General features: G+C 68.4%; 16 protein-coding genes. 5 read left to right on the forward strand and 11 right to left on the reverse strand.

The genetic code is table 11. The features are described 5' to 3' along the window. Positions 1-121: 121 nt before the first annotated feature. Positions 122-2,071 (reverse strand): DNA primase, encoded by a 1,950-nt coding sequence (gene dnaG / locus ABDC78_RS17495; protein ID WP_178359893.1) that lies wholly within the window; start codon positions 2,069-2,071, stop codon positions 122-124. A gap of 31 nt (positions 2,072-2,102) precedes the next feature. After that, a complete protein-coding gene (locus ABDC78_RS17500) occupies positions 2,103-3,377 on the reverse strand; it encodes a deoxyguanosinetriphosphate triphosphohydrolase (RefSeq protein ID WP_178359892.1) in 1,275 nt (424 codons plus the stop codon). Between the two features lie 72 nt (positions 3,378-3,449). Between ABDC78_RS17500 and ABDC78_RS17505 the strand changes: the two genes are divergently transcribed. Further along, the gene (locus tag ABDC78_RS17505) at positions 3,450-5,450 is read left to right on the forward strand and encodes a TPM domain-containing protein (RefSeq protein WP_178359891.1); all 2,001 of its coding nucleotides are present in this window, start codon (positions 3,450-3,452) and stop codon (positions 5,448-5,450) included. Positions 5,451-5,513: 63 nt separating this feature from the next. Here ABDC78_RS17505 and ABDC78_RS17510 read toward each other — a convergent pair whose 3' ends face one another. Next, complete coding sequence (locus ABDC78_RS17510; RefSeq protein ID WP_178359890.1) at positions 5,514-6,911, reverse strand: glycine--tRNA ligase; 1,398 nt, start codon at positions 6,909-6,911, stop codon at positions 5,514-5,516. Between the two features lie 105 nt (positions 6,912-7,016). Between ABDC78_RS17510 and ABDC78_RS17515 the strand changes: the two genes are divergently transcribed. Both ABDC78_RS17515 and ABDC78_RS17520 read left to right on the forward strand, forming a co-directional pair. Further along, on the forward strand, positions 7,017-7,361 hold the full coding sequence (locus ABDC78_RS17515) for a metalloregulator ArsR/SmtB family transcription factor (RefSeq protein WP_256736172.1): 345 nt from the start codon (positions 7,017-7,019) through the stop codon (positions 7,359-7,361). After that, complete coding sequence (locus ABDC78_RS17520; protein ID WP_178359888.1) at positions 7,358-7,765, forward strand: Fur family transcriptional regulator; 408 nt, start codon at positions 7,358-7,360, stop codon at positions 7,763-7,765. Before ABDC78_RS17515 ends, ABDC78_RS17520 begins: the two co-directional genes overlap by 4 nt. Here the strand turns inward: ABDC78_RS17520 and ABDC78_RS17525 are convergent. The 4 genes from ABDC78_RS17525 to recO all read right to left on the reverse strand — a co-directional run bounded on the left by ABDC78_RS17525 (position 7,762) and on the right by recO (position 10,163). Next, the gene (locus ABDC78_RS17525; protein ID WP_178359887.1) at positions 7,762-7,950 is read right to left on the reverse strand and encodes a hypothetical protein; all 189 of its coding nucleotides are present in this window, start codon (positions 7,948-7,950) and stop codon (positions 7,762-7,764) included. The genes ABDC78_RS17520 and ABDC78_RS17525 overlap by 4 nt on opposite strands. Positions 7,951-7,981: 31 nt before the next feature. Then, the gene (locus ABDC78_RS17530; RefSeq protein ID WP_178359886.1) at positions 7,982-8,389 is read right to left on the reverse strand and encodes a hypothetical protein; all 408 of its coding nucleotides are present in this window, start codon (positions 8,387-8,389) and stop codon (positions 7,982-7,984) included. 75 nt (positions 8,390-8,464) lie between these two features. Beyond that, positions 8,465-9,361 carry a decaprenyl diphosphate synthase gene (locus tag ABDC78_RS17535; protein ID WP_347133121.1) on the reverse strand — a complete coding sequence of 299 codons (897 nt, stop codon included), beginning with the start codon at positions 9,359-9,361 and terminating at the stop codon, positions 8,465-8,467. Beyond that, positions 9,297-10,163, reverse strand: coding sequence for a DNA repair protein RecO (recO, locus tag ABDC78_RS17540; protein ID WP_178359884.1), 867 nt, complete (start codon positions 10,161-10,163; stop codon positions 9,297-9,299). The genes ABDC78_RS17535 and recO overlap by 65 nt, the downstream gene beginning before the upstream one ends. Before the next feature lie 63 nt (positions 10,164-10,226). Here recO and ABDC78_RS17545 point away from each other — a divergent pair, with 63 nt between their 5' ends. Continuing rightward, complete coding sequence (locus ABDC78_RS17545) at positions 10,227-11,732, forward strand: amidase (RefSeq protein WP_178359883.1); 1,506 nt, start codon at positions 10,227-10,229, stop codon at positions 11,730-11,732. A gap of 76 nt (positions 11,733-11,808) precedes the next feature. After that, a complete protein-coding gene (locus tag ABDC78_RS17550) occupies positions 11,809-12,228 on the forward strand; it encodes a CAP domain-containing protein (RefSeq protein WP_256736193.1) in 420 nt (139 codons plus the stop codon). Here ABDC78_RS17550 and era read toward each other — a convergent pair. Genes era through ybeY form a run of 4 tightly spaced genes read right to left on the reverse strand, consistent with a single transcriptional unit; the run spans position 12,225 to position 15,278 of the window. Then, positions 12,225-13,133, reverse strand: a complete 909-nt coding sequence (gene era, locus ABDC78_RS17555) for a GTPase Era (RefSeq protein WP_178359881.1) — start codon at positions 13,131-13,133, stop codon at positions 12,225-12,227. The genes ABDC78_RS17550 and era overlap by 4 nt on opposite strands. Next, complete coding sequence (locus tag ABDC78_RS17560; RefSeq protein ID WP_178359880.1) at positions 13,130-13,447, reverse strand: cytidine deaminase; 318 nt, start codon at positions 13,445-13,447, stop codon at positions 13,130-13,132. The genes era and ABDC78_RS17560 overlap by 4 nt, the downstream gene beginning before the upstream one ends. Continuing rightward, complete coding sequence (locus ABDC78_RS17565) at positions 13,444-14,745, reverse strand: hemolysin family protein (protein WP_178359879.1); 1,302 nt, start codon at positions 14,743-14,745, stop codon at positions 13,444-13,446. The genes ABDC78_RS17560 and ABDC78_RS17565 overlap by 4 nt, the downstream gene beginning before the upstream one ends. After that, entirely contained in the window at positions 14,742-15,278 is a 537-nt protein-coding gene (gene ybeY / locus ABDC78_RS17570) for an rRNA maturation RNase YbeY (RefSeq protein ID WP_178359878.1), read from the reverse strand. Before ybeY ends, ABDC78_RS17565 begins: the two co-directional genes overlap by 4 nt.

Consider the following 15,278-nt stretch of genomic DNA (forward strand, 5'->3'; position numbering starts at 1 on the left):
CCCCGGCAACCAATCGGGTGCTGTTGGTCCGAATCATGTGCACACGCATCGCCAACTCGCCTTCTCACCTATTCACCAAACGGCCCCGACTGCAGTGCCCACCATAACCCGGCGGGCTGTTTCATGCAGTCAGGTCGTCACCACTTGCCTGTTCGAGCAGACTGCGTCGGTAGCTCTCCATCGCCACCAGGTCCCCGAACAACGCGTGGTACTCGTCACCCTGCTCGACCGGCGACATCCGTTGCAGTTTCGACTTCACCTCGGCGATCTGGCGGCCGATCCACACTTCCTGCAGGCGGGCCAGCACGCCGCCGATGTAGCGGGGCAGCCTCTCGTCGTCGGCGTTGATGGCCTCGGCGCTCAGTTCGTTGACCAGGCCGGCCGCCAGCGGTGAGGCCGTCTGGTCGCGCACGGACTCGATCCACTGCGCACCGGTCAGTCCGGACGAGGTGCCTCCGGCGGTTTCGATCGACATCCGGACCGCGGCGTAGCCGGGGTGGGTGAAGCTCTCGGCGGCCAGTGAGTCGAAGACCGGACCCGCGAGCGCCGGGTACTGCAGCGCGGACTTGAGTGCTTCGCGCTGCGGCCACAGCGTGGGATCGGCAGGATCAGGCCTGGCCGCACCGACCGCCGCCGCACCACCGGGGCCCTGGGGTGAGGAGACCTCGGCCCGCGCTCCGCGCCGGCGGGTCCGGTCGGGCATGCCACGCTTGCCCGCCTCTTCACGCACCCGGTTGAGCACCTGACCTTCATCGCTCCAGCCCGTCCACCCGGCGAGGCGTCGCGCGTACTCGTCGCGCAGCGCGTAGTCCCGGATCCGGGCGACCAGGGGCACACACTGACGCAGCGCGTCGACCTGCGCCTGCGGATCGTTGTCCAGCACCTCCCCGCTGGGGATCAGGCTTCGCACGGCGAACTCGAACATCGGGATGCGCCGCGCCACCAGGTCCCGCAGGGCCGCGTCACCGGACTTCAACCGCAGATCACACGGATCCATCCCGTCGGAAGCGATTGCCACGAAAGACTTTCCGGCCACCTGCTGGTCACCGTCGAACGCCTTGAGCGCCGCCGCCTGACCGGCCGCGTCGCCGTCGAACACGAAGATCAGCTCACCGCGGTACCAGTTGTCGTCCATCATCAGCCGCCGCAGCAACGCCAGGTGACCCTCGCCGAAGGCTGTGCCGCAGGAGGCGACGGCCGTCGCCTCGCCGGCCAGATGCATCGCCATCACGTCGGTGTACCCCTCGACGACGACGGCGCGGTGCGCCTTGGCGATGTCGCGCCGGGCCAGATCGAGCCCGAACAGCACCCCGGACTTCTTGTACAGCACCGTCTCGGGGGTGTTGACGTACTTGGCTTCCATCGGGTCGTCGTCGAAGATCCGCCGGGCACCGAATCCGATGACCTCACCGCCGCCGGCCCGGATCGGCCACAGCAGTCGGCGGTGGAAGCGGTCCATGGGGCCACGGCGGCCCTCTCTGGACAACCCCGCCGCCTCCAATTCCTTGAACTCGAATCCCTTGCGCAGCAGGTGCTTTGTCAGCGTCTCCCAGCCCGACGGCGCGAAGCCGCAGCCGAACCGCGCGGCGGCGTCGGCGTCGAAGTTCCGCTCGATCAGATACTGGCGGGCCGGGGCGGCTTCGTCGGACTGCAGTGCTTCTGCATAGAACTCCTGGGCGGCGGCATTGGCGGCCAGCAGCCTGCTGCGGCTGCCCCGGTCGCGTTGCACGTTGGTGGCCGACGCCCCGGTGTAGGTGATGGTGTAGCCGACGCGGTCGGCCAGCAGTTCGACGGCCTCCACGAAGCTGACGTGCTCGATCTTCTGCAGGAAGGCATAGGCGTCACCCCCCTCCCCGCAGCCGAAGCAGTGGAAGTGCCCGTGGTTGGGCCGGACGTGGAAGGACGGGGACTTCTCGTCGTGAAAGGGGCACAGCCCCTTGAGCGAATCGGCGCCCGCGCGCCGCAGCTGAACGTACTCACCGACAAGGTCCTCGATGTTCACCCGGTCACGGATGGCGGCGATATCGCGATCGGGGATCCTGCCCCGCCCTCGCGTACCGTCGCCTGCCACCCGGCCAGTCTAGAGCCCACGGCGGGAGCCGTTACGCGGGTTCGAGCCGCTCCAGACGCCCCTCGGTGATGGACGCCACCTGGTCGATCACCACCCGTAACCGCGCGGCATCGTCGTCGGCGGCGTCGAAGTCCGGAACGAACAGGGGGTCCAGCGTCGCCGGCGCCCCCGTCAGCACGAACTGCACCGCCGCGTCGATCCGGTCGCGCTGCTCCGCCTGCAGATCCAGATGCCGGGGATCGGACATGATGAACTGCAGCGCGAGGATCTTCAGCACCGCCACCTCCGCGCGCACCACCGTGGGCACCTCGAGGTCGGCCCGGTAGCGCACCAACCGCTGCGAACCCGAAGCGTTGCGGGTCGCGGCGATGGCCGACGATGCGAATCGGCCCACCAGCTCACTGGTCATCGTCTTCAACGCCACCGAGGCCGACAGTGTGGCGTCGTACTTGCCGACCGCGGCGACCGCAGGCAGCACCGACAACCGCTCGGCCGCCTCGATCAGATCGGCCGCCGCCAGTCCACCACCCATTCCGTGCGACTGTCCCAGCCGGCCCAGCGCGCTCACCGCGTCGTCGTCGGCCAGGACGCGCAGGTCGATACGACCCGAGATCACCCCGTCCTCGACATCGTGCACGGAGTAGGCGACGTCGTCTGCCCAGTCCATGATCTGGGCCTCCAGGCACGGTTTGCGGTCGGGTGCGTCGCCGCGCACCCAGGCTGCGGCCGCTGCGTCGTCGGCGTAGAAACCGAACTTGCCCCCTTCTGCGGACCGGTACCACGGATACTTGGTCACCGCGTCCAGAGCGGCGCGGGTCAGGTTCAGTCCTGCACTGCGTGGCTCGTCACCCTGTGTGTCAAGCACTTTGGGCTCCAGCCGGGTCAGGATGCGGAAGTTCTGCGCGTTGCCCTCGAACCCGCCGCAGGCCTCGGCGAGCTCGTTGAGGGCGCGCTCCCCGTTGTGCCCGTACGGCGGATGGCCGATGTCGTGCGCCAGCCCGGCCAGGTCGACCAGGTCAGGGTCGGCGCCGAGGCCGACCGCCATGCCCCGGCCGATCTGGGCCACTTCAAGGGAGTGCGTCAGCCGGGTCCGCGGCGTTTCGCTCTGCCGTGGGCCGACGACCTGGGTCTTGTCGGCCAGCCGACGCAACGCCGCCGAGTGCAGGACCCGCGCGCGGTCTCGAGCGAAGTCGGTCCGATGCTCGGCCCCCGTGCCCGGCAGGGCGGCAGCCTTCGGCGGTTCGACCACCAGACGCTGGCGGTCGAACTCGCTGTAGGGATCACGCGGGGTGAGATCAGTAGGCACCGACGGACAGTCTGCCAGGCCGAACGCGGAGTAATCGCTGCCCTGGTGGCCCGCGGCACTAGATTGGCGGTCATGCGTCCCGCCCGCCTGTTCGCCCTGTTGCTCGCCGTCCTCACCGCCGGACTGCTCTGCGCCCCGGGTGTTGCCGCCGAGCCGCCGTTCCGCATCCCGGACTACGTCACCGACCAGTCGGGCGCGCTGTCCGCCAGTGAGCGTGCGCAGGTGGAGGCCGCCGTCACGCAGTTGTACGACGAGGAGCGCATCCGGCTGTGGGTGGTCTACGTCGACACGTTCGACCAGGGGGCTGTCGGCTGGGCACGAAGCACAATGCAGCTCAGCGACTTCGGCGACCGCGACGCCCTGCTCGCGGTCGCTACCGTGGATCGCTCCTACGCGTTTCAGGTGCCGCTGGCGATCATGTCCGATTCGCGGACCCAGGCCCTGCAACGCGACGTGATCGAACCGGCGCTGCGCGACGACGACTTCGCCGGCGCAGCCGTCGCCGCCGCAGACGGTCTGGGCACCGAGGCATCGGGGTCGGGCTCAGGGGTTTCGTGGGTCGCCTTCGCCATCGTGATGGCGATCATGGCCGTCGCGGTGTTCGTGCTGTGGCTGTGGTCGCGCAGGAGGCGGCGCAAGCGCCGGGAGGCCGAGTTCGCCGCAGCGCAGCGGGTCGACCCATCCGACCCCAACGCGCTGGCACAGGTGCCGATCGACGCGCTCGACGAGCTGTCCAAGAAGATCGTCGTCGAGGTGGACAACGAAGTACGCACCAGCGAGAGCGAACTGGCGCTGGCGGTCGAGGAGTTCGGTGAACGCGACACCGCGGCGTTCACCCGCGCAGTGACCAACGCCAAGACCACCCTGGCCCAAGCGCTCAACGTGCGGCACATCCTCGACGACGCCGTGCCCGAGACTCCGCAACAGCGTCGCGACCTGCTGACGCGGGTGATCGTCGCCGCCGCGAAAGCCGACCGGGAACTCGAAGCCCAGCGCGAGGCCTTCGCCCAGCTGCGCGACCTGCTGATCAACGCGCCCAGCCGCCTGGACACGCTCACCCAGCAGATGATCGACCTGACCGCCCGGCTGACCCCGGCCGAGCAGACGCTGGCCCGGCTCAGTTCCCAGTTCGCCGAGACCGCACTGGTTTCGGTGTCCGACAACATCGAGGAAGCCAGGCAGCGGCTGGCGTTCGCCGAGCAGAACATCGACACCGGCCGCGATCTGGTCTCGCGGCCCGCCGGCCGGCAGGGCGGTCTGATCGACGCCATCCACGCCGCCGAGGCTTCGCTCGGGCAAGCCCGCACCCTGCTCGACGCCGTGGACAGTGCCGCCACCGACATCAACCGAGCGGTGGCCGGCCTGCCCGCGGTGATCGCCGACATCCAGAACGGCATCAGTCAGGCGGGCGCCCAGCTGGCACAGGGCGATGTCGCGGTGGCCACCGCGCTGAGCACCGCCCGCGACGCCGCGGTGCAGGCGGTGTCGCATGCGCAGAGCGCGGGCAACGCCGATCCACTCGGTGCGTTCACCCGGCTGACCCAAGCCGACGCCGAGCTGGACCGGCTGCTGGCCGAGGTCGCCCAGGAGCGCGAGACCACCGAGCGTCTCAGCCGCACCTACGACCAGGCGTTGTTCAACGCCCAGTCGCGGGTCCGATCGGTGTCGGACTACATCGACACCCGTCGCGGTGTCGTGGGGCCCGAAGCGCGCACCCGGCTCTCGGAGGCGGTGCGGCAGCTGCAGGCCGCGCGGGACAAGCGCGCCACGAACCTGACCGAGGCCACCGCGCACGCCAACGGCGCCGCGATGCTGGCCGCCCAGGCCCAGTCGTTGGCCAATGCCGACGTCACCAACGCCCAGCGCCACTTCAACGGACCGTACGGCGGCGGCGGTGGCCGTGGCGGAGGCGGACAGATGGGCGCTGTGATCGGCGGCATCCTGCTGGGCAACGTGCTCTCCGGCGCCATGCGCGGCGGCTTCGGTGGCTTCGGCGGCGGCGGGTTCGGAGGCGGCTTCAGCGGCGGCGGTGGTGGTGGCGGCGGGTTCGGCGGCGGCGGCGGGCGGTTCTAGTCCGCTCCGGCGGACGGCGGACGGTTCTGGTCCGCTCCGGCGGACGTCAGCAGCCCCCGGGAGTCAGCAGCCCTTGAGGCGCACAGCCAGGTAGTTCGACACCTCCGAGATCGCGACCCGCTCCTGGGTCATGGCGTCGCGCTCGCGCACCGTCACCGCGTGATCGTCGAGGGAGTCGAAGTCCAGCGTCACGCAGAACGGGGTGCCGATCTCGTCCTGGCGGCGGTAGCGGCGGCCGATCGCACCGGCGTCGTCGAACTCGATGTTCCACGACCTGCGCAGTTCGGCCGCCAGATCGCGGGCCTTCGGCGACAGGTCGGCGTGCCGGGACAGCGGCAGCACCGCAGCCTTGACCGGCGCCAGCCGCGGATCGAGCTTCAGCACGGTGCGCTTGTCGACACCGCCCTTGGCATTGGGCGCCTCGTCCTCGTGGTAGGCGTCGACGAGGAAGGCCATCAGCGACCGGGTCAGCCCCGCGGCAGGTTCGATCACATACGGCACGAAACGGGTGTCGTTGGCCTGGTCGTAGAACGACAGATCGACGCCGGAATGCTTTGAGTGCGTCGACAAGTCGAAGTTCGTCCGGTTGGCGATGCCTTCCAGCTCACCCCACGGGCTGCCGGCGAAACCGAACTTGTACTCGATGTCGACGGTGCCGTCGGAGTAGTGCGACAGCTTCTCTTTCGGATGGTCGTAGAGCCGCAGATTCTCGGGATCGATACCGAGGTCGACATACCACTGCAGTCGGGTGTCGATCCAGTACTTGTGCCACTCCGGGGCCGTCGACGGTTCGACGAAGAACTCCATCTCCATCTGCTCGAACTCCCGGGTGCGGAAGATGAAGTTGCCGGGGGTGATCTCGTTGCGGAAGCTCTTGCCGATCTGGCCGATGCCGAACGGCGGCTTCTTGCGTGTCGTGGTGACGACGTTGGCGAAGTTGACGAAGATGCCCTGCGCGGTCTCCGGGCGCAGATAGTGCAGACCCTCTTCGGACTCGATCGGTCCGAGATAGGTCTTGAGCATCATGTTGAAGTCACGCGGCTCGGTCCACTGCCCCTTGGTGCCGCAGTCGGGGCAGACGATCTCGGTCATCGGCACCGAGTCCGGATCCACGGCGGTGTCCCGCGTGCCCTTCTTGGCGGCGTAGTTCTCCTGCATGTGGTCCTGGCGATGCCGCTTGTGACAGTTCAGGCATTCGACCAGCGGATCGTTGAACACCTCGACGTGCCCCGACGCCACCCAGACCTGGCGCGGCAGGATGATCGCGCTGTCGAGGCCCACGACGTCGTCGCGTCCGGTCACCACAGAGCGCCACCACTGCCGCTTGATGTTCTCCTTGAGCTCGACGCCGAGCGGACCGTAATCCCAGGCGGACTTGGTCCCCCCGTAGATCTCACCGGACTGGAACACCAGCCCACGGCGTTTGGCCAGGTTTGCAACGGTGTCGATGATGGAGGCCACGGGTCCACAGCCTAGCGAGGACCATCGGGTGGTCCCTGCGCGGTTCCCCGGTTGACATGCGAACTCATGCATGTATCGTGGCCCATAATGAAAACCGTTTCCACTATGCCTGATTCGCCGGCCGGCCACGATCACACCGGCACGCCGCCGCCCGAGCTACCACCGCGAGCGGTGCTCGACACGGCAGGTGATCTGCTGCGCGCGCTGGCCGCGCCCGTCCGCATCGCCATCGTGCTGCAGCTTCGCGAAGAGGCGCGGTGTGTCCACGAACTGGTGGACGCCTTGGACGTTCCCCAACCGCTGGTCAGCCAGCATCTGCGGATACTGAAGGCGGCAGGCGTGGTGGACGGAGCACGCTCGGGCCGGGAAGTGTTGTACCGCTTGGTCGATCACCATCTGGCGGACATCGTCATCGCCGCCGTGACGCATGCCGCGGAGGAGGACCGGTGACGGGTGCTGTCCGGGCGACCCGTCAACGCGCGGCCATTGCGGCATTGCTCGAGAACCTCGATGATTTCCGGTCCGCCCAGGAACTGCACGACGAACTCCGTAAGCAAGGTGACGGCATCGGCCTGACCACCGTCTACCGCACGCTGCAGCAGATGGCGGCGACCGGGGCCGTCGACACGCTGCGTACCGATACCGGCGAGTCGGTCTACCGGCGCTGCTCGGAGCACCACCATCACCATCTGGTGTGCCGGGCATGCGGGTCGACCATCGAGATCCAGGGCGGTCAGGTCGAGACCTGGGCCGCCGAGATCGCCCGCGAGCACGGCTTCTCCGACGTCAGCCACACGATCGAGATCTTCGGCCTCTGCAGCAAGTGCGCCGCAGCGGCCTCGTCGGAGAACTAGCGCCTGCGACTCCGCCAGCCCACAAGCGCGATGACCACGCCGACGATGGCGATGATCGGTCCGAGAACCGACCACGTGGTGGTGTTGCTCATCGGACTGCCGCCGACCGCCCCGAGGCCCTGCAGCGAGAACAGCAGACCGAACAGAGCGACGACCACACCGACTATGACGACCGTTGTACGCACCCCTGAGACCCTAGCCCCCGCGCCTGCGCGGTCAGGCGATCAGCGCGCGCCGCACGTCGGCGCCGGTGGCCAGCACCATCAGGATCAACGTACGGAGCGCATCGTCGGTGAGCCCGACAGCCGGGAAGTTGTACCGCAGCAGCACGTCGCCGGTCTTCTTGGCCCCGCCCCCGGCCGTGCCGATCTTTTCCACCAGCGACACCGTTCCCAGCAGTGTGTCGTGGGCGTGCTTGGCGACGCGGGCGCGAATCTTGCTGTCCAGCGGCAGATCCCACGCCAGGATCTGCGTCAGCGATACCAGGTCGAGGTCTTGGGCGATGGTGACGACCCGCAGCGAGGCGAACGTGTCGTCGTGATGCACCGTCAGCGCCCCGTCGCCCTCGTGGGTGACGGGCAGGGTCTCTTCGAGAACCTTCGTGAGCCGCTCGTTGAGGTCCATTCAGGCCCGGCCGCTCAGGCTCATCATTCGGCTCTGCCGCTGAGGCACATCATTCGGCTCTGCCGCTCAGGCTCATCATTCGGCTCTGCCGAAGCGTCGGTTGCGATGAACGTATTCCTCGCAGGCCGCCCACAGGTCGCGGCGGTCATAATCGGGCCAGAGCTTGTCCTGGAACACGAACTCGGCGTAGGCCGCCTGCCACAGCAGAAAGTTGCTCGCGCGCTGCTCCCCCGAGGTCCGGATGAACAGGTCGACGTCGGGGATGTCCGAACGATGCAGGTGCTTGGCGAACATCGCCTCACTGATGCGGCCGGGGTTGACCTTGCCGTCCACCGCTTCCTGCGCGAGTTGGCGCGCCGCCTCGACGATTTCGGTCCGGCCACCGTAATTCACGCAGTAGTTGATCGTGATGACGTCGTTGTCGACGGTCATCTGCTCGGCGATGTCGAACTCCTTGATGACGCTGCGCCACATCCGGGGCCGTGAGCCGACCCAGCGCATCCGCACGCCCATGTCGTTGAGGTTCTCCCGCCGACGGCGCACCACCTCCCGGTTGAAGCCCATCAGGAAACGGACCTCCTCGGTGCTGCGCTTCCAGTTCTCCGTGGAGAACGCGTACACCGTCAGGTGCTTGACGCCGATCTCGATGGCGCCGCAGGTGATGTCGATCAGCACCGCCTCGCCCATCTTGTGGCCCTCGGTGCGGCCCAGCCCCCGCTGGGTGGCCCACCGCCCGTTGCCGTCCATCACCACAGCGACGTGCGAGGGGACCTGGTCGGCCGGGATCTGCGGCGCGGCGGCCTTCGACGTGTGCTGCGGCGGTCGGGCGAATCTGCCGTTGGTGCGCGAGGGCAACTCGGGAAAGAGGACGGGCCAGTTCGACTTGTCGGGAAAGGTCGGATAGTCGTCAGGCGCCGGGGGCAGCTGCGGGTAGCGGTTCTTCCCCGTCCGCTTGGTGGCCATGCGCTTCATCCTGCCTGATGCCCTGCCCGGCGCTCCGCTCCGCCCGGTAGCTGGGCGGCCCGGCGCTGCGCTCCGCCCGGTACACACGCTCCACCAAGGGCAACGTCCGCAGCTGCCGTTCCAGATGCCACTGCAGATGCGCCGCGACGAGCCCGCTCGCCTGGCTGCGGTGCTGGGACGAGGAGGCCTGCGCATGCTCCCAGTCGCCCTCGTAGAGCGCGGCCATCAGGTCCAGCACACCCTGCGGCGGCGTCGCCGACCCGGACGGCCGACAGTGCACACACACGCTGCCGCCCGCTGCGACATGGAACGCCCGGTGCGGGCCCGGTGTCGCGCACCGGGCGCATTCGGTCAATGCCGGCGCCCATCCGGTGATCCCCATCGCGCGCAGCAGATACGCGTCCAGAACGAGTTCACGGGGCCGGTTGGCGTCGGCCACCGCCCGCAGCGCCGCCACGGTCAACCGGTGCAGCGCGGGCGCCGGGGCGCGCTCCTCCCCGGCCAGCCGCTCGGCGGTTTCGAGCACCGCACACGCACAGGTGTAACGGCCGTAGTCGCTGACGATGTCCGAGGCGAACGAGTCGATCGCCTGGACCTGGGTGACGATGTCGAGGTTGCGGCCCGGATGCAGCTGAACATCGATGTGCGCGAACGGTTCCAGCCGCGCGCCGAACTTGCTGCGGGTCCGTCGTACCCCCTTGGCCACGGCCCGCACCAGGCCGTGATCGCGCGTGAGCAGGGTCACGATGCGGTCGGCTTCGCCGAGCTTGTGCTGGCGCAACACCACCGCTCGATCCCGATACAGACGCATTCGGCCAGTGTCCCACTGCCAACTGACGAAAACCGATCCGCAGCGCCGATACTCTCGTATGTGATGGCCGAGTCGAACCGCTACCGCACCCGTTTCCCCACCCTGACCCGCCAGCTGTACCAGCTGGCGAGTGGCGCCTCCACGTCCGACGACCTGGTCCGCGGGTCGCTGGAAGCCATCGAGGCCAGCCAGGCCACACTCAACGCCTTCCGCGTGGTGCTCACCGACCAGGCCCTCGCCGACGCGGCCGAAGCCGATCGCAAACGCAAGGCGGGCCAGGATATTTCGAAGTTTCCGCTGCTGGGCATCCCGATCGCGGTCAAGGACGACGTCGACATCGCCGGTGTGCCCACCCGGTTCGGTGCCGACGGCGAGGTGCGGATCGCCGATGCCGACGCCGAGGTGGTTCGGCGGCTGCGGGCCGCGGGTGCGGTGATCGTCGGCAAGACCAACACCTGCGAGCTGGGCCAGTGGCCGTTCACCAGCGGGCCCGCGTTCGGACATACGCGCAACCCCTGGTCGGCCGGGCACACCCCGGGTGGTTCGTCCGGCGGCAGCGCCGCCGCCGTCGCGGCGGGCCTGGTGGCGGCGGCGATCGGTTCCGACGGGGCAGGCAGCGTGCGGATCCCGGCGGCGTGGACCCACCTGGTCGGTATCAAGCCGCAGCGTGGTCGCATCTCGACCTGGCCGCTGCCCGAGGCGTTCAACGGCATCACGGTCAACGGTGTGCTGGCCCGCACCGTCGCCGATGCGGCGCTGGTGCTCGACGCGGCCTCGGGCAACGCCCCCGGGGATCTGCACCAGCCACCACCGGTGCAGGCGTCGGACTACGTGTCGCGCGCGCCGGGGCCGCTGCGCATCGCGATGTCCACCAAGTTTCCGTTCACGGTGTTCCGGGCAGGCCTGCATCCCGAGATCCGCTCGGCGCTCGAGGCGGTCGCGGGCCAACTCGAACAGCTCGGCCACACCATGGTGAAAGCCGACCCGGACTACGACCTGCGCATGTCGTGGAACTTCCTGGCCCGGTCGACCGCCGGCATCCCGGAGTGGGTCGATCGCCTGGGTTACGGCGTGAACCTGGACAAACGCACGGTGTCGAATGCCCGGATGGGTCGGCTGCTGTCACAGCATGTCCTGCGCAAGGCCCGCGCCCACGAAGCGGCGTCGCAGCGGCGGATCGGGTGGATCTTCAACCTGGCCGACGTCGTGCTGGCGCCCACGACCGCCCAGCCACCGCTGAAGATCGACGCCTTCGACCAGCTCAGCGGCCTGGCCACCGATCGCACTATGATTCGCGCCTGCCCGGCCACCTGGGCCTGGAACCTGCTCGGCTGGCCGTCGATCAACGTGCCCGCGGGATTCACCTCCGACGGACTGCCCATCGGGGTGCAGCTGATGGGCCCGGCGAACAGCGAACCGCTGCTGGTGTCGCTAGCCGCCGCGCTCGAGGCCATCAACGGCTGGGCTTCGCGGGAACCGGCGATCTGGTGGGACACCCGCGACCGGACAGAGCCCGAGCACACCACGAATCTGAGCGCTCCGCACTCGCTCGCAGACGAGGTCGCGTAATGTCCCGACTGTGTCCGTCACCAAGATCACACGCGCTCTACCTGCAGTGCTGCTCGTCGGCGCCGGGATCGCGGCGATGCCCGACGCGCACGCCGACAACCGGCGCCTGAACGAAAGCGTCGTCGTCAACGTCTACACGGTCCAGCACAAGAACGACTGCGAAACCGAGATCAAGATCAACCCGCAACTCCGGCTGGCCGCTCAGTGGCACACCAACGACGTGCTCCGCAACCGCGCCTTGAACGGCGACATCGGGTCCGACGGATCCACCGCTCAGGATCGTGCCAACAAGGCCGGGTTCGTGGGCGCGGTCTCCGAGACCGTCGCGATCAACCCGGCACTGGCCATCAGCGGCACCGAGATCATCAACCAGTGGTACCACCGGCCTGACTACTTCGCGATCATGGCGAACTGCGCGAACACCCAGATCGGCGTGTGGTCGGAGAACAGCCTGGACCGCAGCGTCGTCGTCGCCGTCTACGGCCAACCCGGCTAGAAGCCCAGCCGGCCCAGCTGTTTGGGATCGCGCTGCCAGTTCTTGGCGATCTTGACGCGCAGGTCCAGATAGACCTTGGTGCCGAGCAGCTTCTCGATCTGCGTGCGGGCGGCGGTGCCCACCTCACGCAGCCGCTCGCCGCCCTTGCCGATCACGATGCCCTTCTGGGAGTCGCGCTCGACGTAGAGGATGGCGTGCACGTCCATCAGGGGCTGATCTTCGGGGCGGTCCGGTCGCAGTTCCATCTCGTCGATCACCACGGCCAGCGAGTGCGGCAACTCGTCGCGGACACCCTCCAGCGCCGCCTCCCGGATCAGCTCGGCGATGAGCGTCTCCTCGGGTTCGTCGGTGAGCTCGCCGTCGGGGTAGAACGCCGGACCCGGCGGCAGTTGGGCGACCAGCACGTCGACGAGCACGTCGAGTCGCTCGCCGGAGGTCGCCGACACCGGCACGATCTCGGTGTCGGGGCCGACGAGTTCGCTGACCGCCACGAGCTGTTCGGCGACCCGCTCCCGGGACACCTTGTCGGTCTTGGTGACAACCGCGACCAGCGTGGTCCGCGGGGCCACGGCGCGGATCTGCTCGAGGATCCACCGGTCCCCCGGCCCGATCTTCTCGTCGGCCGGGATGCACATCCCGATCACGTCCACCTCGGAGTAGGTGCCCTTGACCAGATCGTTGAGGCGCTGCCCCAGCAGTGTGCGGGGGCGGTGCAGGCCGGGGGTGTCGACCAGCACGATCTGGAAGTCGTCGCGATGCACGATGCCCCGGATCGTGTGTCGGGTGGTCTGTGGCCGGTTCGACGTGATCGCCACCTTGGTGCCGACCAGCGCATTGGTCAGCGTCGACTTCCCGGTGTTCGGCCTGCCGACGAAACAGACGAAGCCCGAACGGAATTCGGTCACAGCACCGCGCCTGACCGGTCGGTGACGATGATCTCGGCGTCACCGGACAGGTCGTGCACCGCAGAGACGCCGGGGTCGTCGGACGATCCGCCGACGAGAACCGCGGCCTCGAGGCCGCTGGCACCGCTGGACACCGCGGCGGCAACCGCCGCCTGAAGTGCCGTCAACTCCAGCGACCTCAACACGACGGGGGCTCCGGCGTAGGTGCGGCCGTCGGCGTCGCGGACCGCCGCGCCGCCTGCCGCCTCGGCCCGGGCCATCGCGCCGCGGGCGAGCACCACCAGTTTCTGGTCTTCGGGACTCAGCTCGTTCACTCGCGTTCTTCTCCGTCGTCGTCGGCGTTCGGTTCGGCAGGGCTGACCAGGACGGTGCCGATCCGTACTCGGCCCCGTGGGTCCGGACCTCCTTCTGCGCGCAACCGCAGACCGTCCCACATCACCTCGGCGCCGGGCAGCGGAACGCGCCCGAGTTCGAGTGCGACAAGGCCGCCGACGGTATCCACGTCGAGGTTCTCGTCGAACTCGACGTCGTAGAGCTCGCTGAGGTCTTCGATGGGCAACCGGGCCGACACCCGGTAGGACTTGTCCCCCAGATCTTCGATGGGGGCGACCTCGTCGGTGTCGTACTCGTCGGCGATCTCGCCCACGATCTCCTCGAGCACGTCCTCGATCGTCACCAGGCCCGCGATCGCGCCGTACTCGTCGACGAGCAGCACCATGTGAACCCGGTCGAGCTGCATCTCCCGCAGCAGTGCGTCGAGCGGCTTGGAGTCGGGGACGAACGCCGCCTTGCGCATCACGTCCGACACGGCGGTGTCACGCCCGCCGTTGGTCGAGTTGTAGGTGCGCTGCACAAGATCTTTGAGGTAGACCACACCGACGACGTCGTCGACGTTCTCCCCGATCACCGGGATGCGCGAATGACCGCTGCGCACCGCCAACGATGTGGCCTGGCCCGCGGTCTTGTCGCTCTCGATCCACACCATCTCGGTGCGGGGCACCATCACCTCCCGCGCCGGGGTGTCGCCGAGCTCGAACACCGACTGGATCATCCGGCGTTCGTCGTCGGCCACCACGCCTCGCTGCTGGGCCAGGTCGACGACCTCCCGCAGCTCGATCTCGGAGGCGAACGGGCCGTTGCGGAACCCGCGGCCCGGCGTAAGCGCGTTGCCCAGCAACACCAGCAGTCGGCTCACCGGGAGCAGCAACACCGAGATGGCCTGCAGCGGCAGGGCTGTGAGCAGTGCGATGGTGTAGGCGTTCTGTCGACCGACCGTGCGCGGCCCGACACCGATCGCCACGAAGCTGACCACCACCATGATCACCGCCGCGGCGAACAGCCCCCACGTCACACCGAGGCCGCCGTCCAGGTAGGCCGCCAACAGCACCGTCGCGCTCACCTCGCAGGTGATGCGAAGCAGCACAATGAGATTGATGAAGCGCGCCCGCTCGCCCATCACCCGCGACAGCCGGACCGCACCGGGTCGTTCGTCGCGGACGAGTTCCTCGACGCGCGCCATCGACACCGTGCTCAACGCCGCGTCGATCGCCGCGAACAGCCCTCCGAAGGCAACCAGCACGATGGCGCTGATCAGTTGTCCGACGGGGCTCACGGTTCGTCGAACAGTCGCGACTTGTCCACCAGTCGGCGATCCTTCTCGATCTGCCGGTCCTGGTAGTAGGACTCGACCTGATCGGCCACCCACTCCTCGAGCAATTGGCGCTGCAGCGCGAACATCTCTTTTTCCTCGTCGGGTTCGGCGTGGTCATAGCCCAGCAGGTGCAGCACGCCGTGCACGGTGAGCAGCGCCAGTTCCTGACCGAGCGTGTGCCCGGCGTCGGCGGCCTGCTTGGCAGCGAACTCCGGACAGAGCACGATGTCGCCGAGCATCGACGGGCCGGGCTCGGGGGCATCCGGCCTGCCGCCGGGCTCGAGTTCGTCCATCGGGAAACTCATGACGTCTGTCGGACCGGGCAGATCCATCCACCGCATGTGCAGGTCGGCCATCGCGGCGGTGTCGAGCAGCACCATCGACAGTTCGGCGGCCGGATTGACGTCCATCTTGCGAATGACGAACTGGGCGACGCTGATCAGTTCCTGTTCGGACACGTCGATGCCCGACTCGTTGGCAACCTCGATGCTCAT

The organism is Mycobacterium sp. DL, from assembly GCF_039729195.1.
GTDB classification, from domain to species: Bacteria; Actinomycetota; Actinomycetes; order Mycobacteriales; family Mycobacteriaceae; genus Mycobacterium; species Mycobacterium hippocampi_A.